General features: G+C 50.8%; 22 protein-coding genes and 1 pseudogene. 6 read left to right on the top strand and 17 right to left on the bottom strand.

Translation table 11 applies throughout. From position 1 onward, the window contains the following. Positions 1-148: 148 nt before the first annotated feature. A complete protein-coding gene (locus DS731_RS20795; protein ID WP_119503106.1) occupies positions 149-1525 on the top strand; it encodes an NAD-dependent succinate-semialdehyde dehydrogenase in 1377 nt (458 codons plus the stop codon). A gap of 84 nt (positions 1526-1609) precedes the next feature. Here DS731_RS20795 and DS731_RS20790 read toward each other — a convergent pair whose 3' ends face one another. From DS731_RS20790 to gspC, 12 genes and pseudogenes are all read right to left on the bottom strand, one after another. Beyond that, positions 1610-2365 carry a type II secretion system protein N gene (locus DS731_RS20790; protein ID WP_119503105.1) on the bottom strand — a complete coding sequence of 252 codons (756 nt, stop codon included), beginning with the start codon at positions 2363-2365 and terminating at the stop codon, positions 1610-1612. Further along, the gene (gspM, locus tag DS731_RS20785; protein ID WP_119503552.1) at positions 2365-2838 is read right to left on the bottom strand and encodes a type II secretion system protein GspM; all 474 of its coding nucleotides are present in this window, start codon (positions 2836-2838) and stop codon (positions 2365-2367) included. The genes DS731_RS20790 and gspM overlap by 1 nt, the downstream gene beginning before the upstream one ends. Next, entirely contained in the window at positions 2838-4031 is a 1194-nt protein-coding gene (gspL, locus tag DS731_RS20780) for a type II secretion system protein GspL (RefSeq protein WP_119503104.1), read from the bottom strand. The genes gspM and gspL overlap by 1 nt, the downstream gene beginning before the upstream one ends. Further along, positions 4031-5023, bottom strand: a complete 993-nt coding sequence (gene gspK, locus DS731_RS20775; protein WP_119503103.1) for a type II secretion system minor pseudopilin GspK — start codon at positions 5021-5023, stop codon at positions 4031-4033. Before gspK ends, gspL begins: the two co-directional genes overlap by 1 nt. Beyond that, entirely contained in the window at positions 5020-5649 is a 630-nt protein-coding gene (gspJ, locus tag DS731_RS20770; RefSeq protein WP_119503102.1) for a type II secretion system minor pseudopilin GspJ, read from the bottom strand. Before gspJ ends, gspK begins: the two co-directional genes overlap by 4 nt. Before the next feature lie 95 nt (positions 5650-5744). After that, positions 5745-6116 (bottom strand): annotated as a pseudogene (gene gspI, locus DS731_RS20765) (type II secretion system minor pseudopilin GspI); the annotation flags it as partial. Then, positions 6113-6751, bottom strand: a complete 639-nt coding sequence (gene gspH / locus DS731_RS20760; protein WP_119503101.1) for a type II secretion system minor pseudopilin GspH — start codon at positions 6749-6751, stop codon at positions 6113-6115. The gene gspH and the pseudogene gspI, both read right to left, overlap by 4 nt. 11 nt (positions 6752-6762) lie before the next feature. Further along, entirely contained in the window at positions 6763-7188 is a 426-nt protein-coding gene (gene gspG / locus DS731_RS20755) for a type II secretion system major pseudopilin GspG (RefSeq protein ID WP_442858472.1), read from the bottom strand. 8 nt (positions 7189-7196) lie between these two features. Next, the gene (gene gspF / locus DS731_RS20750) at positions 7197-8417 is read right to left on the bottom strand and encodes a type II secretion system inner membrane protein GspF (RefSeq protein WP_119503099.1); all 1221 of its coding nucleotides are present in this window, start codon (positions 8415-8417) and stop codon (positions 7197-7199) included. Positions 8418-8420: 3 nt separating this feature from the next. After that, positions 8421-9983 (bottom strand): type II secretion system ATPase GspE, encoded by a 1563-nt coding sequence (gene gspE, locus DS731_RS20745; RefSeq protein ID WP_119503098.1) that lies wholly within the window; start codon positions 9981-9983, stop codon positions 8421-8423. A 2-nt stretch (positions 9984-9985) separates the two neighbouring features. Further along, positions 9986-12022 (bottom strand): type II secretion system secretin GspD, encoded by a 2037-nt coding sequence (gene gspD, locus DS731_RS20740; RefSeq protein ID WP_119503097.1) that lies wholly within the window; start codon positions 12020-12022, stop codon positions 9986-9988. A gap of 21 nt (positions 12023-12043) precedes the next feature. After that, the gene (gspC, locus tag DS731_RS20735; RefSeq protein WP_119503096.1) at positions 12044-12991 is read right to left on the bottom strand and encodes a type II secretion system protein GspC; all 948 of its coding nucleotides are present in this window, start codon (positions 12989-12991) and stop codon (positions 12044-12046) included. Positions 12992-13104: 113 nt separating this feature from the next. On the opposite strand from gspC, the gene DS731_RS20730 reads away from it, so the two are divergent. From DS731_RS20730 to DS731_RS20720, 3 genes are all read left to right on the top strand, one after another. Next, the gene (locus DS731_RS20730) at positions 13105-13509 is read left to right on the top strand and encodes an RNA-binding S4 domain-containing protein (RefSeq protein WP_119503095.1); all 405 of its coding nucleotides are present in this window, start codon (positions 13105-13107) and stop codon (positions 13507-13509) included. Between the two features lie 23 nt (positions 13510-13532). Continuing rightward, positions 13533-14432, top strand: a complete 900-nt coding sequence (gene hslO, locus DS731_RS20725) for an Hsp33 family molecular chaperone HslO (protein ID WP_119503094.1) — start codon at positions 13533-13535, stop codon at positions 14430-14432. A 417-nt stretch (positions 14433-14849) separates the two neighbouring features. Next, on the top strand, positions 14850-16412 hold the full coding sequence (locus DS731_RS20720; RefSeq protein WP_119503093.1) for a phosphoenolpyruvate carboxykinase: 1563 nt from the start codon (positions 14850-14852) through the stop codon (positions 16410-16412). Between the two features lie 83 nt (positions 16413-16495). On the opposite strand, the gene DS731_RS20715 is transcribed toward DS731_RS20720, so the two are convergent. Next, positions 16496-16933 carry a hypothetical protein gene (locus tag DS731_RS20715; protein ID WP_119503092.1) on the bottom strand — a complete coding sequence of 146 codons (438 nt, stop codon included), beginning with the start codon at positions 16931-16933 and terminating at the stop codon, positions 16496-16498. A gap of 227 nt (positions 16934-17160) precedes the next feature. Between DS731_RS20715 and DS731_RS20710 the strand changes: the two genes are divergently transcribed. Together DS731_RS20710 and DS731_RS20705 are read left to right on the top strand one after the other, a co-directional pair. Beyond that, the gene (locus DS731_RS20710; protein ID WP_119503091.1) at positions 17161-18477 is read left to right on the top strand and encodes a Na+/H+ antiporter NhaC family protein; all 1317 of its coding nucleotides are present in this window, start codon (positions 17161-17163) and stop codon (positions 18475-18477) included. A 15-nt stretch (positions 18478-18492) separates the two neighbouring features. Then, complete coding sequence (locus tag DS731_RS20705; RefSeq protein WP_119503090.1) at positions 18493-19659, top strand: MFS transporter; 1167 nt, start codon at positions 18493-18495, stop codon at positions 19657-19659. Between the two features lie 20 nt (positions 19660-19679). Here DS731_RS20705 and envZ read toward each other — a convergent pair whose 3' ends face one another. The 4 genes from envZ to DS731_RS20685 all read right to left on the bottom strand — a co-directional run bounded on the left by envZ (position 19680) and on the right by DS731_RS20685 (position 24206). Next, positions 19680-20996, bottom strand: coding sequence for a two-component system sensor histidine kinase EnvZ (gene envZ / locus DS731_RS20700; RefSeq protein WP_119503089.1), 1317 nt, complete (start codon positions 20994-20996; stop codon positions 19680-19682). A gap of 15 nt (positions 20997-21011) precedes the next feature. Then, positions 21012-21734, bottom strand: a complete 723-nt coding sequence (gene ompR / locus DS731_RS20695; protein ID WP_119503088.1) for an osmolarity response regulator transcription factor OmpR — start codon at positions 21732-21734, stop codon at positions 21012-21014. 160 nt (positions 21735-21894) lie between these two features. Next, positions 21895-23142, bottom strand: a complete 1248-nt coding sequence (nhaD, locus tag DS731_RS20690) for a sodium:proton antiporter NhaD (protein ID WP_119503550.1) — start codon at positions 23140-23142, stop codon at positions 21895-21897. Positions 23143-23303: 161 nt separating this feature from the next. Then, a complete protein-coding gene (locus DS731_RS20685) occupies positions 23304-24206 on the bottom strand; it encodes a phosphoribulokinase (RefSeq protein WP_119503087.1) in 903 nt (300 codons plus the stop codon). Positions 24207-24265 lie beyond the last annotated feature (59 nt).

Here is a 24265-nt window from a genome sequence, read left to right as displayed (position 1 = left end):
TCTGATAATTGCTTATCACTTGCCTTTGATGATGATTGCCTCTCCCTAAACGCTAACTGGCTGAAAATAAATCAATTTAATAATTTAATCTTTCCCTGGCCTCACCTTTGCACCGCCTTCTGTCCATGTTGAAAACAGGAGACAGAGCATGTCTGATAAAGTACAAACGATTAATCCTGCAACAGAAGAAACCGTTGCCGAATATACGCTGATGTCCGAAGCGGACGCGAATCAAGCCGTTGATAATGCCCATGAAGCCTTTCTGTCATGGAAGAAGACCAGTTTCGACGAGCGGGCTAAATTGATGAATAACCTCGCTGATCAGATTGAGAATAACGCGGACACCATTCTTGATTTGATGACCAAAGAAATGGGTAAGGTGACTGAACACGGTAAGCAGGAAATTGCGCTCTGTGCTTCTATTTGTCGCTACACCGCTGAAAACGGCGAAAAGGTGCTGGAAGATGAAAACCGGGTATATGACGGTGGCAGCGCCATTATTACCTATCAGCCGATTGGCGTTATTCTGGGTATTCAGCCCTGGAACTTCCCCCTTTATCAGGTCATCCGTTACAGCGCAGCCAATGTGATGGCGGGCAATACAACGGTGATGAAGCATGCCGCCAATGTGTTTGGCATGGCAGAGTTTATTGAGAAACTGTATCTGGACGCCGGTTTTCCGGAAAATGTGTACCAGTCATTACTGATTGACGGCAAAACTGCCAGCAAGCTCATTGAGCACGATAAGGTGCGCGGCGTGACTTTCACTGGCAGCGATAACGTAGGTAAAACTGTTGCAGAAACCGCAGCCGGTCTGTCGAAAAAAACCGTGCTGGAACTGGGTAGTAACGATGCCTTTGTGGTGTTATCTGATGCTGATATCGATACCGCGGTGGAAGCCTGTGTTCAGGGGCGAATCGTTAATAACGGCGAGACGTGTGTGGCGGCTAAGCGTTTTATCATTGTCGACAGTGTTTATGACGATTTCCGTGAGAAATTCGTCGCTGCATTTAAAGCGTTGAAAGTGGGCGACCCCACCGATCCTGAAACCGATCTTGGCCCAATGGCCCGTGAAGATTTGCGTGACAAGTTGCACGAGCAGGTTGAGGAGTCAGTGAAAAACGGTGCCACGGTCACATTAGGCGGCGAAATCCCTGACTCCACGGGTTGGTTCTATCCCGTCACTATTCTGGAAAATATCAAACCGGGCATGCCAGCGTATGATGATGAACTGTTTGGCCCTGTGGCATCATTTATCCGTGCGAAAAACGATGCGGATGCCATGCGCATTGCCAATGACTCCCGTTACGGCCTGGGCGGCGGTATCTTCACCACGGATAAAGAGAAAGCTATCCGGTTGGCCCGTGAAGAGTTCGATACGGGTATGGTGAACATTAATGGTTATTCACTGGCACAGCCTAACCTGCCATTTGGCGGTGTGAAAGACAGCGGTTACGGCCGTGAACACGGCGGATTCGGTATGCGTGAATTCGTTAACGAAAAAACGATATTCATCGCTGAATAGACCAGTTTGACGGCCAAAAATCAGGCCTGAATATGAATTAGCCCCGGAGTCATGTGACGTCCGGGGCCTTGCTTTTTAAACAGCTTAAAGCTGAATTTCAGTATACCCGTCAGGACCGGGCGCGCCGAAAATGGCTGCGGCCTGATGCACTTCTTCAGGTAATGACGGGTCGGGTTTAAACTTGCCTTTAATTGAGAAGTTTGAAAAACCCTGTTCCAGGATCGCATCCAGAGAGAGACCCAGCATGTTGGGCTCTTTAACGGTAATACCGATACCTTTCCCTACGCAGCGTAGCTGTGCGGAATAGTTACCAAAGTCGATGGGGCCTCGGGTGCCGGCTACAGTGGCATTCAGCCAGTCGCCGAAGCCTGTGAGTTCATTGCAGTCGGGGCCGAACGATAAGGCTTCGACTCTGGCTCTGAACCGGCCGCCGGCGTTAACCGGCAGTGGCAGTTGCACTTCCGCTAACACACGGTCTACCGGCAGAAACAGCAAAAAGTCGTCCGACTCCACGGTTTCAGGATTCAGCAGGCTGGTGCGCAGTTCGCCTTTAAACGACACTTCGTCGGAATCACGTAAATTGCCGCCTTTAATATCGGCGTGCACGCTGCCAATCAGCATGGGTAAGCCCGCAATATCCCATTCCACGTTGGTTACCGGAATGCCTTCTACAACCACCGCCTGCGCTTTACCGTGCCAGACAGTACCGCTGACACCATAAATCTTTACGCCTTTAGGGAGTGTCTGACTCTGTATAAGGTGGACGGCGGGCATGTAAGCCACCACAAAGAAAAGAAACACAAAAACAGCGGCGAGGGTCCAGAGTATTTTCGATTTCATTATTTACCCAATTGCAGTCGACGAATGCGGATCATGCCGGGGGCGTTCCCTTCGGCCAGATCTGCCTGAAGAATGAGGATCCCCATTTCTTCCATGGTCTGCAGCCATGCCAGCACATCATTGAACGGCGCTTCATCCACCGTCACCTGAATCTGTTCGTCCTGGGGCTGCATACGGGCTATGGCGATTTTAAAACGGGCCGAGGTAGTATTGACCGCCTGTGGCAGTGAGCCATTGAAGGTTTTAATCCCGCCGCTGCGACGAAGTTGTTGTGCACGGTTTGCATTCTCCTGCACCCACAGCAGCAACTCCTGCTGGTTATCAAGACGGGCTTTCTCCTGCGCTAATCCGTCAGATAAGGGTTGCCAGATCAGCCAGTAGAACATTGCGATAATCATGACCACACCGGTAATGATCACCAGGCGCTGCTCACGCTCACTCAATGCACGGTATTTATCCATTAACTTCATGATCAACCCCGTATCGCGACTGTACCGATGACCATATCATCGCGGTTATTAATTGCACCCTGCTCTATTTCGAATCCGGCGGTCTCAGCCTGCCTGCGGAACTGCTCCAGCGACTCAAAATTTCTGCCCTGTGCCTGCATACGGATTTCCGTTCTTGAGGCATCAAAACGCAACGTTTGCGGTTTGATTTGTGATGAGGAGAACGCATTAGTGAGCTGATCCATCATCACCAGCATGGAAGCGCCACCGCCTCCCTGTTCCATTGATGCCATTTCACTGCGGATCTTCAGCCTGAGATCCCGGTAAGGACCCAGCCCGGGAAATCCGGCCTTAACAACCTGATCGATTTGTGCACTCAGGCGGGCATTTTCCTGCTTGAGCTGATAAATACTCACGCCTTTGTCAATGAGGCTGGTGGTAAGAGCGACAACCGCCAGTACTGCGGCGACCCGCCACTGATGCCACTGACCGGCCTTTTTACGTTTAATGCGGTAATCGCCCTGAAACAGATTAAAGTCTGTCTTAACGGCTTCCGTTGCCAGTATGTGCATGGGCAATTCCAGCTCTGTTTGCTGGATATCTGCATTTGGTACTGAGACTAAATCGATGTCGGAATAGTTTTTCACCGGCACCAGGGTATCTGAACGACGTAACTGGCTTGCGAACGCCGGAAGCAACCAGCTCAGTTCCCCCTGCATCCCCTGCCATTCGTCTTCACGGACCAGCAATGCATCACCGATAGTCAGTACGCTCCAGGCACCCGGCGTATGGGGTACAGCCAGAACATCAGGAATGAGTTTGTCGCAAAATAACCCTGCGTCACTCAGCCATTGTTGCCATTCATCCATTTTCTCACGGCTGACAACAGCAACTGCCTGCTGGTCACCTTTTTTCGGACCCATGGCAAAAAACTGTTTGTGGATATCCTGTGCCAGCTCATCTTCCAGCATGAAAGGGATTGCGGTGAGTACTTTACGGCTGGCGCGGGGAGGAAGTGTCACCCAACGCAATAACACGTCACTGGCAGGTGCCAGAGCAATAACGGCACGTTGGCCTGCGCGTTCCTTCAGGGTGGTAAGTTGCGAGGCATCAGGTAATTCGCCGGACGCAATGATCTCCTGTTCACCGCCCGACCATACCAGCCACTGCACCGGATCTTCATGCCGGGAGCCCAGCCTGACCAGTAATTGTTCCATTACTTTACTCCTCCAAATTCACGTCGGATAACGCTTACGTTCTCTCCACCCTGAGCTTTAAACAGCGTACTGAGCGAAAAAGTGGCTTTATTGTAGCTGGTCTTCGTATGCAAAATAAAATATCCGGTGGTCACGGTGAACCAGCTCCGCTGTTCATCACTTAAATCCAGTGCCGCCAGCACGGGCTCACCCAGAAAACTGTCAACGTCGGCCCAGCCATCCTGTGGCCGGCTGCTGATAAGGCTGGTGGCCTGAGACATATCCAGTCCGGTGAGTCCCGCCAGAATAGCCGCCCGCTCTTCTGTGAGCGTATTCACATTGATAGCCAGAGCGGTATCTTCCGGCAGCACGCACACAAGAGGCAGAATAGCATTTAACCACACCGGGCTGACACCGTTTATAAGCCTCAGCTCCGATTGATTGGTCATTAAGCTGTTGGCAGCCAGATAAGGATGCTCACGACTTTCATATTCACTGTCTTCAGCACCGTAGGTACGCATGCGTGAATCGCTGTCGAGCCAGTCAGCCAGACTGTCGCGGACAGTTTCTGCGGTGTAATTGTCGATGTTATCTCCGGTGGCCTCGAGCATACGACCGAAAGCTTCCATGACTTCAGTTGTTTGCGTCGCACTGCTCTGATTGTTGTTATCGTCACTTTCACCCAGCGCATTCAGGTTGAAGCAGCTTTGGGCGTCCTCCAGCTGCGCCTCAATGCCGCCATTGTCGAGCGGATAAGCAAATTTTTGCGACCAGGGCTGGGTAATGACAATTTTATCGCCGGTTTCATCAAAAATGGTTTTAATCGACTTGCGGGCAAAGGCTTCTGCTCCCATGGCATACCAGTAAGCCTGATTGTTATCTTTTAAGTTAGCAGCCCGCTGAATTTGTATTTGCAGGCGGGAGCCCATGTCTGTAGCTATAACCACGACGATAGCGACAATCATAAATACGATGATAAGTGCTACGCCACGCTGCTTTTGAAGCCCCTTCATAAGCTGGCTCCGCTGAGGGTAAATTCACGGCGGATGCGGCCAAAATCATCGCTGACAAATTCAAACGCGATGGCTTTGGGCAGGGTGGCTCCGACAAAACTCTCACGCCAGTTCAGTTCGTCGTTGTCTGACAGGGAGTTTTCTTCTTCATCAATATCGGCAATAAATTCAATTTTAAATTCGCTGATATCTTCCAGCAGCACGCGCACTTTCGGCTCTGTGCCCACTACATTATCCACGTAATTGGTGTACAGCCGTTCCAGTTTGCCGTCTCTTACACGGTAGGCCACGGCCTGCAGAGTGCTTCGCGGCAACATCATTTGCGGGTTTTGCCAGCCGCTGCGCACAAAAGCGAGGCCGTCATTATCGCTTTCATCTGACTCACCGCCACGCATAACAATGGTGTTTGCCTGACCGTCGGTGCGTACTGCCCGCGGCACAGCCTGCTGCATATCCCGCTCGATGGTGGTGACAGCGCGTTGCAGGCGCTGAAACTTTTCGAACCGGGCAGAAGACAGTTCATCGCTGTCGATAACCGTGGTCAGCACTGCCGTAGACGCCACGCCGATAAAGGCAAAGATAGCGATGGCAATGAGTATTTCAACCAGCGTGAATCCCCGTTGCATCATGGTGTCCCGTTATCATCGTCTGAGGCGCTGCTGGTTCCGCTGGTTCCGTTGGCGCGGGAGTTTGATGATCCGGCTGTTGCTGCAATTTCAGCAGGTTTTGCCACAAAGGTGGTCACCGAGGTTTCAAAAAATTCGTATTGATCGTCCAGCCCGACGGTGACTTCAACGGCACGTAAATCGTTATCAGTGGTTTTGGTAACTTTCTGCTGCCAGTACCAGGTACGATCCGCCATATCCATGGTGCCTTTAGCGTTATTCGCAGGCGGCCATTTGCCGGTGAGTTTCATTTCATTTAAGCGGTTATTGGCCACCCAGGTAGCAAAAGTGGTTTCTTCCACTCTGCTCACGCTGCTCAGATGTTCCGCTGCTGATTTCATTACCGCAGTACCGGCCAGTGCAAAAATCACCAGCGCCGCCATAACTTCAAACAGGGTCATACCCCGTTGTTTTACCGGTGTAATCATTCTGGTGGCTGCTCCAGCGGACCATTAAGCGTAAGCGGCGGCACATCCTGATTTAATAACTGAAAATACGCCGGTGCGTCGGTGCTGAATGAGGGTTCATAGCTGAACACCAGGGTAAACGGCGTGACTTCACCACTGGACATAATCAGAACCTGCGGAGGCGGCAACTTTTTATCTTCCTCGTTTCCGATTTCCACACCGGCGTCATCCAGTGAGAAATTTTCATCGAATACTTCACGGTCGAATAACTGATCTTCTGTATCCCAGGGAAGATCGTCCAGGTTCAGTGCAAAGGTGAAAGGTTCCGCGAGGGTATGAGGCGCGTACAGCTTCTCATCATCGATTTTTTGCCATTCGTCTTCGTCGTTCAGAAACACAAAATAGTATTCATGATCCGCCTGCCCGATGCGTAATCCCAACTGGCGCTGGTTCAGTACTGCATAGTCGCTGGCCATATCAACCAGCACTTGCAGGCGCTGAGCTTCTTTTTTTAATTGATCAGACTGACTGACAGTAAAAACATTGAATACCACATAAGTGGCAGCCAGCCCCATTAATGCCATTACCAGCATCAGTTCGAGTAACGTAAACCCGCACTGCAAATGCCGCTGTAATGTATGCCGGGGCTGTTTCATGCACGTAGTCGTTACAGGTATTCGTTTACGTTCCATGTACCGATGTCATCATCTGTACCCGGTTCGCCGTCAGGACCGTTAGAGTAAATGTCGTAGTCGCCCATTTCGCCCGGGCTCATGAACTGGTAAGGATTGCCCCAGGGATCTTCCGGCAGGCGCTGAATGATGCCGCCTTTGGGATAGTTTTTCGGAATGGGTTCGATAGTCGGAGCCTGAACCAGTGCTTCAAGGCCCTGTTCCGTGGTCGGGAAGCGGTTTGCCTGCATTTTATACATGGCAATAGCACCTTCAAGCTGCTGAATGTCTACCGCTGCTTTTTTCTTCTGAGCGATTTCCTGATTGCCGATAACGTTGGGTAATACCATTGAAGCGATGATGCCGATGATCACCAGTACGATCATGACTTCAATCAGGGTAAAACCGGCATGTCTTCTCATTTTTCTCATTAGATATTCACCATTTTGTTCATAGCTAAAATCGGTTGCAGGATGGCCATTACAATGAACAGCACCACAAGAGCCATCACCACAATCAACATAGGTTCAAAAATTTTCAGGGAAATACTGACCTGTGTCTCAAATTCCCGTTCCTGGTTATCCGCAGCGCGGCCCAGCATTTGTTGTAATTCACCGGATTTCTCGCCGGATGCAATCATGTGCATCATCATCGGAGGAAACATCCTGGTGTTATCCAGCGCTGCCCGTAAGCTGCTGCCTTCTTTTACATTGACCGCCGCTTCGTTTATTTGATTCTTGATATGCTGATTTTGCAGCACATCCGCTGAAATGCGCATGGCTTCAAGCAGCGGAACCGCACTGGATGTCAAAATACTCAATGTGCGGGCAAACCTCGCGGTATTCAGGCTTTTACTGACTTTTCCGACCACGGGTAAGCGTAATATTAACTGATGATATTTCAACTTCATGGCAGGCTGTTGCACAAGCCGGTTACCTGCGGCAATCAGAATGAAAATCAGCAGTAAAACAATCAGACCGTAACTCTGCATCCATTCACTCAAATCGATAAGAAACTGAGTGATGGCCGGCAGCTCCTGCCCCATGTTTGTAAAGTTACCCACAATTTTAGGCACGACTATGGTCAGCAGCAGTGAAATAACACCAATGGCAAACACCAGCATAATGGACGGGTACACCAGCGCCTGGGTTATCTGACTACGGGTTTGCTGTCTTCGTTCCGTGTAATCGGCAAGACGGTTTAATACTACGTCAAGGTGACCGGATTTTTCACCGGCTGCCACCATAGCGCGGTAGAGTTCGTCGAACACCCCGGGGAACTGGTTCATGGCATCTGCAAGACCATGACCTTCCACTACTTTACTACGAACTGCCATCATCATATTTTTATGACGGGGTTTTTCACTTTGTTCCGCCACCGCCAGTAACGCTTCTTCGATAGGCAGGGCAGATTCAATGAGGGTAGAGAGCTGACGGGTGATCAACGACAGATCCGCGGCTGAAATACGCGGACGGAACAGAGAAAAGCCCTGTGATTTCCCGCCGGATTTTTCCGCTACCAGTTCAACTTCTAAGGGGATAAGCCCTTTTTCACGCAATTGCTGACGTACCTGTCTGGCATTATCGCCTTCAAGTACGCCCTGTTTATTGCGACCACTGGCGTTTACCGCTTTGTATGAAAACGCTGCCATGGATTAGTCCTCGCGGGTCACGCGCAACACTTCTTCCAGCGACGTTTTACCGGCCAGCACTTTATGGCAGCCGTCTTCGCGAATACTGGGGGTGGTCTGGCGAATGTATTTTTCGATAGCCTGCTCACCTTTACCATCGTGCATCATGCCGCGGATGGGTTCATCAACCAGCAGCAGTTCGTGAATACCTGTCCGGCCGCGATAACCGGTTTGATTACAGGCGGCACAGCCTTTGGGCTGATAAATGGTCGGCAGTGGCTCACCGGCGGGCAGATTCAGTAATTCCGCCTGCTGTTCGTTTGGCTTTACCGGAATACGGCATTCAGGACACAATGTTCTGACCAGGCGCTGGGAAAGCACGGCAAGCAAACTGGAAGACATCAGAAACGGTTCGATGCCCATGTCTTCAAGACGGGTAATGGCACCGGCAGCGGTATTGGTGTGCAGTGTTGAAAGTACTAAGTGACCGGTTAAACTGGCCTGAACCGCAATTTGCGCGGTTTCAATATCACGGATTTCACCCACCATCACCACGTCCGGATCCTGACGCAGGATCGCACGCAGGCCGCGGGCGAAAGTCATATCTACTCGGGGATTTACCTGAGTTTGGCCGATGCCGGGTAAATCAAATTCGATAGGATCTTCAACAGTGAGGATGTTGCGGTCTTTCGAGTTGATTTCCGTTAAGCCCGCATACAAGGTAGTACTTTTACCGGAACCGGTAGGACCGGTAACCAGGATAATGCCGTGAGGCTTACGGATTAACGATGAAAAGATATCGCGGTTGCGTTTGGTCATGCCCAAATCTTCAAGATTCAGGCGGGCATTGTTTTTATCTAATAAACGCAGTACGACCCGTTCACCGTGATTGGACGGCATGGTCGATACACGCACGTCGACAGCACGGCCGGCTATTCGAAGGGTTATACGGCCATCCTGAGGGACGCGCTTTTCGGCGATATCCAGCTTGGCCATAACTTTAATACGGGAAACCAGCATGGAAGACAGCTTGCGGTTGGGACGTAAAATTTCCCGCAATACCCCGTCAACGCGAAAACGCACTATGAGCTGGTTCTCGAAGGTTTCGATGTGAATATCCGAGGCGCCTTCTTTAATAGCTTCACCGAGCATAGCGTTGATCAGTTTAATGATTGGCGCATCGTCTTCACTGTCGAGAAGATCTTCGGTATCCGGTAATTCTTCGGCTAATGAGAACAAGTCGCTCTCATTCCCCAAATCTTCCATCAATTGTTTGGCAGCCGAGGAGTCACGCTGGAATGCCTGTGTCAGCAAGCCTTCGAATTTGTCCTGCTGAATTTCTGTTAAGGTAAACGGCTCACCGAAAAAGCGGCGCACTTCAGCAAATACCGCAAATGGCGTGGCTTCGGTGTAATACAGGGTGGCCGGATCCGTATTTGTCTCCAGCAACACATGATGCCGCTTGGCAAAGCTGAAACTCAGCTGGCGGGGGCCTGCTGCTTCTGCCAGTTCATCATCCGGCAGGCTATCCATAGCTTCTTCCTGTGCTGCGATAGCCTGCTCTAGCGGGTCTTCATTCGCAGCCATGATCAATCGTTATCCTTGTTCTTCTCTTTTTCCAGAATGTAATCTTCAAAAGAGGGAGGCAGCGCCAGCGCATCATCCCATTCCGGCATGGAAGGCTGTTCCTGTGATGGCATCAGCGACACACCTTCAGAGTGGCGCTTCAGTTGCTGGGCACGGATATAGTTGTACTTACGGTGACTGATTTCATTCATACGCACACCGTCACGAACGATGGTAGGCTTTAAGAACACCATCAGATTACGCTTACGCTTGCTGGTAGAGGTAGACTTGAACAGGTGACCTAAAATTGGGATATCACCCAGCAGCGGTACTTTAGACACACTTTCCTGAACATCTTCATCAATCAGGCCGCCCAGTACAATGGTGCCGCCGTCATCAACAATGACCGTGGTTTTGATTTGGCGTTTGTTGATAGAAATGTCTACAGACGTTGCGCCACTGACGCTGGATACTTCCTGCTCGATGGTCAGCTGAACGGCATCACCTTCGTTAATTTGCGGGGTGACTTTCAGCTTGATACCCACTTCCTGACGATCAACGGTCTGGAAAGGATTTGAATTATTATCGCCGGTGGTGGTGCCGGTAATGATAGGCACTTCCTGACCCACGATAAAGAAGGCTTCTTCGTTATCCATGGTAGTCAGGTGAGGCGTTGCCAGTACGTTTGAGTTGGTATCGTTACTGACTGCCTGAACGACGGCTCCCCAGCCGTCTTTGATGATACCGGCAAGCAGGCCATTGGCGCCGCTCAGCAGGCTTGCAAGGGCGGTATAATCGCCTTCTTCGGTGGAATCGATTTGTACCACGTTGCCTTCATCGGTGATGTAGGCTTCTGTGGTGGTGGTGTCTTCTGCCTGTTTCAGCGCCACAGCCAGTGAACCAACCGGTACAACACCATTGTTAAACTGGGTGCCACCGCCTTCTTCAGTAACCCATTGCACACCCAGGGTTGCGCCGTCGCCTTCAAATACTTCAACAATAATGGCTTCAACCTGTACCTGCGCACGGCGTACATCTAACTGGCGGATAACTTCTTCTAAAGAACGCATCATGTCCGGCTCAGCTGTGATAACCACGGCATTGGAGTCTTCATGGGCATCAATGCTGATGTCACGCTTAGCACTGCCACGGCTTTGTGTGTTGCCGCCCTGTGCTTCAGCCTGAATGCTGGCAGATACACCCTGCAGTACTTTTACCAGATCTTCTGCTTTGGCATAGTTCAGGAAGACAACGCGGGTATTGCCGCTTGATTCCAGCTCCTGGTCCATACGCTGGATCAGGTTAACAATGCGGGCACGGGCTTTAGCATCACCGCTGACGATCACTGAGTTTGTACGGTCATCTGCCACAGCGCGGGGCTCTGACTTGCCGGTGTTAGCGGCTTTGCCCTGAGACTTATTGATGCTGTCGACAATACGAACCATCTCTGATGCCGATGCGTAGCGCAGCTTAACAATTTCCACTTCTTCATCACCCGCGCGGTCCACGCGCTCTATGATTTCCACCAGGCGGTTTACCACGGCCGCACGGCCTGTGAGCATCATCACGTTGGACGGATCGTGAGCAACCACGTTGCCGCCACCGGCCTGATCATTAAGTTGGCGAAGGATTGGGGCTAATTCACGCACAGGTACGTTGTAAACGGGTACAACGCGGGTGATCATTTCGTCACCGTCCATTGCCGAACCTTCAACAACCGGAATATTGGAGGTCTTCGCCTCCTTTGAGCGCACGACTTTCAGCACACCGCTGGGCATTTCTACCACAGCGAAGTCGTAGACTTGCAGTACGTTTAAAAAGAACTGGTAGTATTGTTCTTCAGTGAGCATGTCGTATGAACGCACACTGATTTTGCCCCTGACGTTGGGCTCGACAATAATGGTTTTCTTGAGGTTTTTACCAACAATGGAAATGAATTCATTGATGTCGGTATCTTTGAAATTCGGCATGTACTCTGCGGCTGTGGCAGAGACGCACAGCGCGGCAGCACAGATAGCTGCAGTAATCCGGGAGAATAAAGTCCGGCTCTCTTGCCTCATGAGTCTGTCTTCCTGTTTTTATTAGTCATTACCCGCCTCCGGGATTTCCAGGTACAAGGTAATGTACTCACCATCACGTGTCAGCGTCAGCTCTATGGTATCGGCCTGACGAAGTTCACTCATGGCTTCCTTTGATTGCTGGGTATCGGTCAAATCCAATCCGTTGATTTGGATGACAACATCGCCCGCCTGCAGGCCGGCTGATTGAAACAGATCTGGTTTTTTACCCGGTTTGATTTCGTAGCCGACCAGCTGGCCATCACCGATTTTGGGCGTAATAGCGATGAAATCCATGAAATCTGCCGGGCTTTCCCGTAATGATGAGGCAACGTCTTCATCCAGCTCCACCTGATTTTGCGGCGGAGGCGGAATGCGGCGTTTAGGCGCGGGGGCTGCGGCACGGGGTTTGTCATCAGCGCGCGCTGTACGCTGGCGGTTTGCTTCGTCGTAATCCACACCGTCAAGCATCAGGGTTTCACGGCGAATACCGTTTTTAATAATAACGCGGTCGTTCATGACCTGATCGAGTGTGGCGTTAGTCCCTTCTATTTTTTCGCCCAGACCGTATACGTTTTGGGTGCCCCGGTTTTCAATGATCGCCGTGGCTTCTTCTTTGAGCGAACTGACTACCACGCCTGTCAGCGTTAAATTTAGTTTTGTTTCCGGCGCGTCTGTCACCGGCTGTTCGTCTGCGGCCTGTTCTGTCCGGTTGACGGTTCCGAACAGGTTCAACTGTTGTAATCCGGCAACATCGACCCCACTTTGCGCAGAGGTAATGCGTTCAGGCTGTGAAGTTAGTCCGGCTGGTGTGGCAGGCCCGGCTGGTTCGGGTATAATTCGCCAGATGAGTTTTGCAGCAAACGCTAACAGGTACAGGCTCAGCAAAACAACAATTGCGAGATGCACTTGTTTCTGATGCCGGCTGAAGAAAAGTGCCAGTGACTGAGAATTCAATTTGTCGAGTGTCATGCGTTGTCGAAGGTACTGCTTTTTTAATAATAGATTTAGAGCTAGCCGACCCATCATAGCCCGGTCGAGGCGGGGGTCACAACAGTAAAACGAAAGAGTGACAAAAATATTACATGAGCAATCGTAATCAAAGCGATACTGACGTAAATGTCCGCCTGGACAAGTGGCTCTGGGCTGTTCGTCTGTTCAAAACCCGCGGTCTGGCGCGGGAGATGGTGCAGGCCGGTAAAGTGCATTACAACGACCAGCGTGCGAAGCCGGGCAGAAACGTAGAGCCCGGCGCCATGATAAAAGTTCCGGCCGGATGGGACACAAAAGAAATAAAAGTGCTGGGACTGAGTGATAAACGCCTGAGTGCACCGCTCGCAGAAGCGCTTTACGAGGAGACACCGGAAAGTATTGCCCAGCGGGAATCCAATCAGCAGGCCCGCAAATTAAGTGCGTTTCACAGTCCGCGTCCTGACAACAGACCGGACAAAAAACAACGCAGACAGATTATTAAATTTAAGCAGCAGTAAGCTGCTAAGACAGGATAGATTTCATGAGCAACTATGATGAATTACATCGCTATTTGTTGAATGCAGCAAACGTACGCGGCGAGCTGGTCAGGCTGGAAGAAAGTCTGCAATCCATTGTGCACAGCACGGAATATCCGGTGCAAATCCAGCACCTGTTGAGTGAAATGGCAGCGGCAACCTGTTTGCTGACAGCAATTTTAAAATTCAAAGGCGAAATCGGTTTGCAAATTCAGAGTAAAGGGCCGGTGAGCTACGCGGTAATCAACGCCACCCATGAATACAAACTTCGTGGCGTAGCCCGTTGGGATGAAACGCTGACGGTTTTGCCTGAGAGCTTTGGTGAACTGGTAAAAGACGCTGTACTGGTGATTACTATCACGCCGGAAGAAGGTGAACGTTATCAGGGTGTTGTAGGGCTGGACAAGCCAACACTTGCTGAATGTCTGGAAGCCTATTTCACTCAGTCTGAACAACTGGCGACGAAAATCATTCTGATGACTGATTTGCAGGAACCTACCCGCGCCCGTGCTGCGGGTATGCTATTGCAGGTACTGCCCAGTCAGGCTGCCGCTACAGATGTGGCGCAGGATACTGATTTTGAGCATGTGTGCAAGCTGACCGAAACCCTGAAAGAGGATGAAATGTTTGGTCTGCCGGTGAATGATATTCTGTATCGTCTGTACCACCAGGAAGAAGTTGAAGTGTATCCGGCTCACCCGGTTTCATTCTCCTGTTCCTGCTCCAAACAGCGCAGTGCTGACGCACTGAGAAACGTGGACAAACAAGAGCTGCTGCAGATCATTGAAGAGGATGGTGCCATTAAAATGCACTGCCAGTATTGTCATTCTGAATATCTGTTCGACAGCGTGGATGTGGAAGCCATTCACAATGGCCAGTTTGTGGAAACCCGTAAAGATCAGTAAAAGCCCTGCGAAGTACCTGAGTTAGCGCTTCGCAAAAAAACGGAAATACGACAGTGCCTGCCGCTTAAGCCCGGCAGGTCCTGCTTTCAGGCCGCAGCCGCAAAGCCCTGCTTCCGGAAAAGGGCGACCAACGTTTAATTGTGTGTAAACCAAATTTTGTTACCCGTCTTTTGATTTTACAATCAAGTTACAACTCCTCGATATTTTCATAATTTATTGAAAATTAATAGTTATTTTTCATTACAACTTTTTCATGCTTTACTCATTCTGAAAGTTTATTTCTTTAAAACGTCATTCAGATCAAAAAATAATCGCTATTTGTATTTATGATGTTGTCTCTTCCCTTGTTTTATATACAATCGAATTGAAAAGGATTTTTGAAAGTTAAAATGTAAACTTACCAAAGGGCTTACCAAAATGACCGCGGCACCACTTTTAAATTCAGATACAGCAGTAAACGTGCTCACTGATCTCACGTCAGCTGAGTTAATAGAAATTGCACTTAAACGTGGCGAAGGTTGCCTTGCAGACAATGGTGCACTAGTAGTAGAAACCGGACACCGGACAGGTCGTTCTCCTGCGGATCGCTTTATTGTCAAAGAGCCCTCTACGGAATCAGACATTGACTGGGGTAAGGTGAACAAGCCCTTTGATGCAGATAAATTTGATGCATTGTGGGACCGCGTAGACGCTTTTTTAAATACACAGGAACATTTCCTTTCTCATTTACAGGTTGGCTCTGACCCTACACATGCTTTGCCAATAAAAGTACGAACACAAACGGCATGGCAACATATCTTTGCCCGCAACCTGTTTATTCAGCCCGCAACGTGGAATCCGGATAACAAAGAGGCATGGCAGATCCTCAATGTGCCCGGTTTTATCTGCGATCCTGAGCGTGACGGCACCAACAGTGACGGTGTGGTTATTCTGAATTTTGCTGAGAAAAAGGTGCTTATCGCCGGTATGCGTTATGCCGGTGAAATGAAAAAAGCCATGTTCAGTGTACAGAATTTCCTGTTACCGGCAGAAGAAGTGTTACCCATGCACTGCTCAGCCAACGTGGGAGAGCAAGGGGATGTCACCTTATTCTTCGGACTGTCCGGCACCGGCAAAACCACATTGTCTGCCGATCCCAAGCGCTTTCTGATTGGTGATGATGAGCATGGCTGGGCGCCCGGAAGCGTGTTCAACCTGGAAGGTGGTTGTTATGCAAAGTGCATCGATTTATCGCAGAAAAATGAACCGGTCATCTGGGATGCTATCCGTTTCGGTACGATTTTGGAAAATGTGGTACTGGATGAAAAACGCACCCCGGATTATGCCGACGTCAGCCTGACACAGAACTCCCGTGCCGCCTATCCGCTGGATCACATCGAAAAGCGTGTGGCTGAGAACAAGGGCGGTGAGCCCCGCTCTGTTGTGTTCCTCACCTGTGATGTGAGCGGCGTATTACCACCGGTTTCTGTGCTCAGTGAAGAAGCTGCGGCCTATCACTTCTTAAGTGGTTACACAGCAAAAGTCGGCTCGACAGAAATAGGTTCCACTGCTGATATTGAATCGACTTTTTCAACTTGCTTTGGCGCACCGTTTTTCCCGCGTCCTGCCGGCGTGTATGCGGAATTACTGATTAAACGGGTGAAGAGTTTCGGCGCGAAAGTGTTCCTGGTGAATACCGGCTGGACCGGTGGTCCCTACGGTACCGGCAAGCGCTTCGATATACCTGTTACCCGTGCGGTAATCGACGCCATCGTTTCCGGTGAACTGGCCAATGTGGAAACGCGCCATATTGATGGTCTGAATCTGGACGTGCCGGTAGCGGTACCGGGTGTCGACAGTAAATTGCTGGTGCCGGCAGAAACCTGGGCCGACCAGCAGGCTTACCAAACCTATGTTGAAAATCTGGTGCAGGAATTCAAAGCCAATTTCGAAAAATATGATGTCAGTGATGCTATCGTGAAAGCCGGCCCCGGCTTCTGACAGCTTTCTATCCGACGTTAGTCGACTTATTGCCCGCAGTGTGTCTGCGGGCTTTTTTTTGCAATGAAGTTGCTGGCTGGCCCTTACTGCCCGCCGGCCAGTGCGCTTTGAATGGCTTGCGGATCCATGAAGTGGGAATAATTACCGATAGCGTCAGTAACCACCGGATCCTGCATTAACTCGCCCATTGCGACCTGACCAACCAGTTCAAAAGCACGCTGGAGTGCCATGGGATCAGATTCAGAGGCAACTTTAAACTGCGCCGGGCAGTCGCTTGCGAGCAGGCGGGTGACCAGGTCGCCGATTTCCTTATCAGACTCAAGGCGATCTTTTTCCGATACTTCGGCATAGCTTTTTATTTCAGGATGAGCGGCCATGGAAAAGAAAATCCATTTTGCCAGCGATTTTCTTTCTTTGCCGTTTAAGGAATCGATCAGACAACTGCCTAATTCGTTCGACATCGCGGGGGCGGCACTCAGGGCCGACGCGCTGATAATTAAAGCACTGATTAACTTCTTCATATTACACCTTTTCTTCTGTTCCTTGTGTGCAGTGCCAGCCGGGTATCTCCATGCCGGTTACCGCTCGCCTGTATGACGGATGAAAATCGTCATACAGAAGGATTACATAAGATAGCGTGAAATAATATAGGCTAAAGTATCTGTTTTACTGCTGTTTAACGTTCACCCGGATAGCGTGTTTACGATAAAATCTTTTCCGGATTCATCTGCACAATCAACGAGGTCCCGTGCAAAAGTCAGCACCTGCCCAATTTCTGGGGCTAACGCCTATATTGTTTTTCGTTGTCACTATGCTGATTGCCGGCATTATCAGCGACGACATTACCGCTATGCCAGTTCTGGTAGCCCTTTTCCTGGCCGCCGGATATGCCCTGCTGCTGAACCCGAAGGGTCAGAAGCTCACTCTGAATGAGAAGATTGCGCAATTCTGCGAGGGGGCGGGCAACAAGAACATTATTCTGCTGGTGCTGATATTTCTGCTCGCCGGCGCATTCTATTCGCTGACCATCGATATCGGCGCGCGGGATGCCACCGTCAACCTGGCGTTAAGCGTAATACCAACGCCCATGATATTGCCGGGTCTGTTTATCATCTGTTGTTTTATTTCTTTTTCCATGGGGACCTCTACCGGCACTATCACGGCGCTGGCTCCTATCGGGCTCGGACTGGCTGATGGCCTGGGTGTGTCACCGGCATTGCTGGCCGGTGTGGTCGTTGGCGGAGCCATGTTTGGTGACAACTTATCCTTTGTGTCAGACACCACCATCGCGGCGACCCGCAGTCAGGGCGTCAGGCTGACCGACAAATTTAAGGCTAACCTGCTTATCACCCTGCCGGCCTCTGTGATCACCATTATCATTCTGGCATTTGTCAGCGTGGCGGATACCAGTTCGTTACAGCAGGGTGATTACGAACTCATCCGCATTCTGCCCTACATGCTCATTATTGCCTGCGCACTGGCAGGTTTGAATGTGGTACTGGTGCTTGCTATCGGTATCGGATCCGCAGGGGTTATCGGCCTTATCACCGGTAGTTTCGCACCTATGGGGATGTGGCAAAGTATACAAACCGGCCTGGGATGGATGCAGAATCTGTCGGTTATCGCTCTGACAATCGGTGGTATTGTCAGTCTGATGCATGCTTACGGCGGTATTACCTGGCTGATTCAGGTGCTAACCCGGCGTGTGCAAAGTCGTCAGGGGGCAGAGTACAGTATTGCGGCTCTTGTCAGTTTGCTGGATTTATCCACGGCGAATAACACGATTTCTATCGTGGCAGCCGGTCCGATAGCCAGCGATCTGAATAAACAATATGGCGTTGACCCCCGTCGTACAGCCAGTATTCTGGACGTGTTCTCGTGCAGTTTTCAGGGGCTGGTGCCCTATGGTGCGCAAATCCTCACAATCGCCGCTGTAGGCGGGCTATCTCCGCTGTCCGTTTCCATGTATTGTTGGTACCCCATGTTATTGTTTGTGTTTGGTGTACTGGCCATTGCGTTTAATATTCCTAAGTTCGTTACAGAAAACGGTAGCCCTGACGTCTGACGTTAAGGAGTGCCTGTGAGCCGCCGGCCGGTTACCGCGATCATATTTGGCGGATTTTTTCTGTTCGGGATGCTTTTTATTCTCTGGGGCGTTTTGCTGCCGGAGATTGCTGCCGATCTTGAAATGAGTGAAACCGTCAGCGGAGCATTGTTTCTGCTGTTCTCACTGGGCATGATGCTGGGTGCTCTGTTTGGCGGCAAATATGTCAGTAAATTCGACTTTCTTTATCTGCTGGCCTGGTTGTGTGCTGTGGATGCGGTGCTGGTGTTCGGGGTCTCCCTGATGACCGTCTGGCAGGGGATGCTGCTGATGGTGTTTCTCACCGGTGTGGTGAGCTCTGCGGTAATCACCATCGGACACACACTCATAGCCCAGTTGTACGCAGAGAAGCGGTTCGCCATGATGGGCGTGATGGACTTTATGTTCAGCCTCGGTACGTTCGCTGCGTCTTTCTACGTGACCCTGATCTACACCTTTTCTCACGAGTGGCAGAAGCCGCTGCAATTTCTGACTTTCCTTCTGCTTTGCGTGTCGGCCTACACATTCATGATTGCCGGACAGCACAGAAAACTAAGCAAAGGCAAACCGGCAGAAAAGAAATCGTCACTGAAGTACATGGATATGCTCAGGCAGCCTGTGTTTTTGCTGCTGTGTCTGGTGAGTTTCGGCTACGGGGCGGTGGAGTTCGGTAATGCGAACTGGTTTGTCAGTTACGCAAAAAACGATGGGTACGATGGTGAACAGGCCCGCAATCTCCTGGCGTGTTTCACCGCCGGTATGACATTAAGCCGGCTGATTTTTTCCTGGTTCCTGCGCTATTACAGTGTTTACCGGTTAATGATGATTCTGGCTACTATGACCCTTACCGGTGCTTTCGGTATTAAGCTTGCCGCAGGCAGTGTGACTATTGGCAGCTTCAATTTCCTGCTCGGGTTGGGATTAGGCGGTCTCTTTCCTCTGGTACTTTCGGCGGCAATGAATGTGGATCCTTCAAAAGGTCCGGTTTTGTCAGGGATTTCGTTGATTGGGAATGCTATCGGGGTGCAGGTAGCCTCTTTTGCCACCGGATTCTGGGCCAGTTTTCAGGGGCTTCACATCGCCTTCTGGATCATCCCGCTTGCCAGCATATGGCTGTGGAGCACCACCTGGTATTACAGCCGCCAGATTAAGCTGCAGGTATAGCAGTAATGCCTGAATGGAGGCTAGTGAGCGCCGGGTAGCCAGAATTCCGCTACCAGGCCACCTTCAGGGTGATTCCTGAGTGTGATGTTGCCGAAGTGCATATTGATAATTTTACGGGTGATAGCCAGTCCCAGACCTGAGCCCAGACTGCCCCTTGCTTTATCTCCCTGTTTGAACGGCATAAAAGCGTTATCCAGCTCGTTGTCAGGGATGCCCGGGCCGAAGTCGCGGATGCGGCAATACACCCGTTGTTTCGTGCGGTCAAAGAAGGTACTTATCGAAATTTTGTCACCGCCGTAGCGGAAGGCATTTTCTATCAGGTTATCCAGTACCCGTTTGATGGCTACCGTGCGTACCGGCGTATCCGGCAGAGAGGTCAGTTTCAGGGTGATATGATGGCTTTCGTAACGCTCATGCACCCTTACCATATCACCGATAAGCGTATTCAGATTGGCATTTTCCCATTCGCCGGTACGGTCAAAGCGGGCGTATTCAATGAACTGATCGATAATGGCATTCATATCTTCGATGTCTTCATTGATGCCGTCACGCACCCACTCACTTTCTTCCGGCAGCATTTCCGAAGCCAGCCTGATTCGGGTAAGCGGGGTACGTAAATCGTGAGAAATACCGGCAGTCATTAATGTCCGCTCATCCTCCAGCTGCTTTATACCCTGATTCATGCGGTTGAATGCGCGGGTCACTTCCCGCATTTCGCTGCTGCCCTGTTCTTTCAGCGGGGGCGGAAACTGTCCTCTGCCGACCTGCAATGCGGCCTGCTGCAGGGCCTGAAGCGGCCGGTTAAGATGGCGTACAAACCACCAGCCGCCGGTAACACTCAAAATACCGATTACCATCAGATACATGGTGGGGGGCGGTGAAATATGGGCGTCGTTACCGCCTATCAGAGGAATACTGACCCAGATGTTCGGTCGCGTACTGAGAGATATCCACACCCGGTAAGGCTCGCTGCCAACGGCGGTTTCAGCTGTACTGATCCGCACATCTGCTTTGACACCAATTTGGGAAGATACCTGCGAAGACATAAAATTATAGTGGGTGGCATCACGCAGGCCCTGCTGCAGCGCCTGCTCCGTGGTCATAATTTCGACTTTGGTTTGTTTTGCATAGGCCAGCCGTTGCTCAAGAGGCGCGCTCATCAGCCCCTGCGACTGCACGCTTTGTACCTGCGTTGCCAGCAAGCTGCTGATCTGCTGGGTGGTAGGACGCACGAAATAGTAGGTGACTGACAGATAGGACACCACCTGATTGATCAGCAGCAGTACGCCGATCAGCAGTACGGTTTGTCCGAATGCACTTTTAGGAAGCAGCCTCACGCCAGGAACATCATCTTATGCAGCGCCACCATCCGGCACAAACACGTAGCCAAGGCCCCATACTGTCTGAATATAGCGCGGGCTTGCCGGGTCTTTCTCCAGCATGCGGCGCAGACGGGAAACCTGCACGTCGATACTCCGTTCCAGCGCGCTGTAATCACGGCCACGGGCCAGGTTCATCAGTTTGTCTCTGGAAAGCGGTTCTCTGGGGTGGGTGACCAGTGATTTAAGCACGGCAAATTCGCCGCTGGTTAACGACAGCGGCTTGCCTGCGGCTGTCATTTCGCGGGTAGCGAGGTTCAGGCTGTAATCACCGAACTCAACAATCTGCTCGTCTCTGGACGGTGCGCCGGGCGCTTCTGTGGTTTTGCGTCGTAATACGGCTTTAGCACGGGCCAGCAGTTCGCGGGGATTAAACGGCTTGGGCAGGTAGTCATCGGCGCCCATTTCAAGGCCGATAATGCGGTCGACTTCGTCACCCTTGGCTGTCAGCATGATGATGGGCATGTCGTTCTCTGCCTGTCGCATGCGCCGGCAGATAGATAAACCATCTTCACCCGGCAGCATCAGGTCCAGAACCATCAGATGGAAGTTCTCGCGCTCAAGCAGGCGGTCCATTTGCTCTGCATTAGCTGCGCTGCGCACCTGGAAGCCCTGTTCAACAAGATAACGCTCCAGCAGGCTGCGAAGGCGCATATCATCATCGACAACAAGTATTTTGGACGTTTCCTGACCCATGGTTGTTATTCCTGAACAGTGGCTGTGTAACCGGTAATAAAAAGCAGTACGCCGCGCAAAACGGCGGGTACTGTCTTAAGTTACCTTAACTATAACCACTTCAGGTAACGGACAAAAGCACAGAGATGTTGCGAATGTCCGTGGAATGTTACAAATGATGTCAGCCGAGTACCAGGTCCGCCATCAGCAGAACCATGGCAAAACCGAAAGAGTAAGCCAGCAACAACAGCAAGACGAATTTGCCGTACTTAGCGAAGGTCAGACCCTTCACTTTACTCATGGTGACAATCCCCGCCGAAGAGCCGATGATCAGCAGTGAACCCCCTACGCCTACGGCATAGGTAAACGCCATCCACTCTGCGGTAGACATGGATATATCAGCTTTCAGCAGTGCGGCTGTCAGTGGCACGTTATCAATCATTGAAGACAGCACGCCCATGATGAAGTTTGCGCCGGTTGACGGGAAGATGTTGTACACCTCGAGCAATGCACCCAGTGCGTGGATATGGTCCAGCATACCAACCAGCAACAATACACCGAGGAAAAACAGCAGGGTGTCGAACTCAATGAGGCGGATGTAGTCCAGGATCGGATCATGATACTTCTCTTCACCCATGAAGGTCGCGACCAGGAACATGACAGCCATACCGGCCAGGAAACACAGCATCGGCGGAATGGCAAACAGCACGTTGGCAACCAGAGTCAGTATGATGGTGGATAAGAATATACCGGCAATGACATAGTCAACGGAACGCATATCATGACGGGTTTTCTTTATCTTTACGGTGCCGTTCATACCAATACTCAGCATCATTGCCAGGAATAGTACGGCGGAAAGGGACGGAATGATGAGCAGCAGCAACTGCGTGATAGTAACCTTGCCGTCGAGGAAAATCATCAGAGTGGTTACATCGCCGGTGATGAGTGACACGCCGCCGGAGTTCACCGCGAATACCACCAGTACCGCAAAGCGCATGGTCTGGTTAAACGGTAATCCCAGTGACAGTACCATGGCTATGGACACCAGAGTGGCGGTGATGTTGTCTGCCAGAGAAGAGAAACAGAAACTGAAGATGGCGGTGAAGAAGATAAGCTTTCGCAGCGTAATTTTGGCTGGCATGATGATATTGAGCATATTCTCAATCATGCCTTTACGGTTAAGGTAAGCAACAAAGGTCATGGCAGCAACGAGGAACAGCCACAGGGTGGAGATTTCGCTGATGTTTTCAGTAAGGTGTTCGTTGAGCTCTTCTAAACCGGGCCCGCGGTTAGCGTTTATAAAAAGAAGGATCCAGGCAAGTGTTCCGAGAAAAAGCGTCGTTTTGGCTTTGTTTACGTGAATGACTTCTTCGAAAACGACGCCAAGTAACGCCAGTACAGCTATGCCGATGAGTACATAATCCAGCATGGTTTTTACCCCCAAATTGTAAGGGGTAAATTATACGTTTTCAGGGCCCGCGGCTGAACGCCCGGTGCGTTGTAAACCGCGGAAAATCAGTTATATCCGTTATGCATTTGAATGATGAAAACACAATGAAAACGGGCTGTTAACGGCTATGTACGAATTGCTTACTGCTCGCTCACCCAATCCATCTGACTGCCTGCCCGTCGCTTCTGATCAAGAATATCTTCAATCAGCGGTGTGAGGATTAATTCCATCGCCAGACCCATTTTTCCACCCGGTACCACCAGGGTGTTAATGCGGGACATAAAGGCGCCGTCGATCATTTGCAGCAGATACGGATAATCAACGTTTTTCATTTCACGGCGGAATCGTACGACGACAAAACTTTCATCCTGGGTAGGGATCTCTCTGGCACTGAACGGATTAGAAGTGTCGACAGTGGGAACACGCTGGAAATTAACGTGAGTGCGGGAAAACTGCGGTGTGATGTACTGAAAATAATCGTCCAGTCCGCGCACAATACTGCTCATCACCGCTTCACGGGAATGTCCCCGGTCAGTGGTATCGCGGACAATTTTCTGGATCCACTCCAAATTTACAATCGGTACCATGCCTACCAGCAAATCCACATGGCTCGCCACGTCATTTTCTTCGGTGGCAACACCACCGTGCAGACCTTCATAGAACAGTAAGTCAGTGTTTTCCGGCAGCGCCTGCCAGGGCGTGAATGTGCCCGGCATCTGGTTAAAGGGTACTGCTTCATCGAAGGTGTGCAGATACTGGCGGAATTGGCCGGTGCCGGTTTGTCCGTATTCTTTAAACAGGGTTTCGAGTAACTCAAAATCGTTGGCGCGGGGGCCGAAGTAACTGATATGGCGGCCCTGTTCCTGCGCTTTGCGGATCTCCACCTCCATTTCCGGACGGGTAAAACGATGGAAGCTGTCACCGCCAACCACTGCCGCATTGACATTCAGGTTACGGAAGATGTGCGTGATCGCATTTGTCGTTGTTGTGGTGCCTGCGCCGGAAGAACCGGTGATGGCAATAATCGGATGTTTAGCTGACATAATCACAGAATAGGAATACCGGACTTCTGTTATAAGCTGGCAGCACGGAAGAATCAAGG

It is taken from the genome of Alteromonas sp. RKMC-009 (assembly GCF_003584565.2).
Lineage (GTDB): Bacteria > Pseudomonadota > Gammaproteobacteria > Enterobacterales > Alteromonadaceae > Alteromonas.
This window is presented reverse-complemented; position numbering and strand designations above follow the sequence as displayed.

Coding starts and splice junctions, on each gene's coding strand:
- gspH (WP_119503101.1), bottom strand. CDS start 6,751: ATGAAACAGCCCCGGCATACATTACAGCGGCATTTGCAGTGCGGGTTT.
- gspE (WP_119503098.1), bottom strand. CDS start 9,983: ATGGCTGCGAATGAAGACCCGCTAGAGCAGGCTATCGCAGCACAGGAA.
- nhaD (WP_119503550.1), bottom strand. CDS start 23,142: ATGCTGGATTATGTACTCATCGGCATAGCTGTACTGGCGTTACTTGGC.
- DS731_RS20790 (WP_119503105.1), bottom strand. CDS start 2,365: ATGAAATCGAAAATACTCTGGACCCTCGCCGCTGTTTTTGTGTTTCTT.
- DS731_RS20720 (WP_119503093.1), top strand. CDS start 14,850: ATGACCGCGGCACCACTTTTAAATTCAGATACAGCAGTAAACGTGCTC.
- DS731_RS20715 (WP_119503092.1), bottom strand. CDS start 16,933: ATGAAGAAGTTAATCAGTGCTTTAATTATCAGCGCGTCGGCCCTGAGT.
- gspF (WP_119503099.1), bottom strand. CDS start 8,417: ATGGCAGCGTTTTCATACAAAGCGGTAAACGCCAGTGGTCGCAATAAA.
- gspL (WP_119503104.1), bottom strand. CDS start 4,031: ATGGAACAATTACTGGTCAGGCTGGGCTCCCGGCATGAAGATCCGGTG.
- DS731_RS20795 (WP_119503106.1), top strand. CDS start 149: ATGTCTGATAAAGTACAAACGATTAATCCTGCAACAGAAGAAACCGTT.
- gspD (WP_119503097.1), bottom strand. CDS start 12,022: ATGAGGCAAGAGAGCCGGACTTTATTCTCCCGGATTACTGCAGCTATC.
- gspC (WP_119503096.1), bottom strand. CDS start 12,991: ATGACACTCGACAAATTGAATTCTCAGTCACTGGCACTTTTCTTCAGC.
- ompR (WP_119503088.1), bottom strand. CDS start 21,734: ATGGGTCAGGAAACGTCCAAAATACTTGTTGTCGATGATGATATGCGC.
- hslO (WP_119503094.1), top strand. CDS start 13,533: ATGAGCAACTATGATGAATTACATCGCTATTTGTTGAATGCAGCAAAC.
- gspJ (WP_119503102.1), bottom strand. CDS start 5,649: ATGCAACGGGGATTCACGCTGGTTGAAATACTCATTGCCATCGCTATC.
- gspG (WP_442858472.1), bottom strand. CDS start 7,188: ATGAGAAGACATGCCGGTTTTACCCTGATTGAAGTCATGATCGTACTG.
- DS731_RS20730 (WP_119503095.1), top strand. CDS start 13,105: ATGAGCAATCGTAATCAAAGCGATACTGACGTAAATGTCCGCCTGGAC.
- DS731_RS20685 (WP_119503087.1), bottom strand. CDS start 24,206: ATGTCAGCTAAACATCCGATTATTGCCATCACCGGTTCTTCCGGCGCA.
- gspK (WP_119503103.1), bottom strand. CDS start 5,023: ATGAAGGGGCTTCAAAAGCAGCGTGGCGTAGCACTTATCATCGTATTT.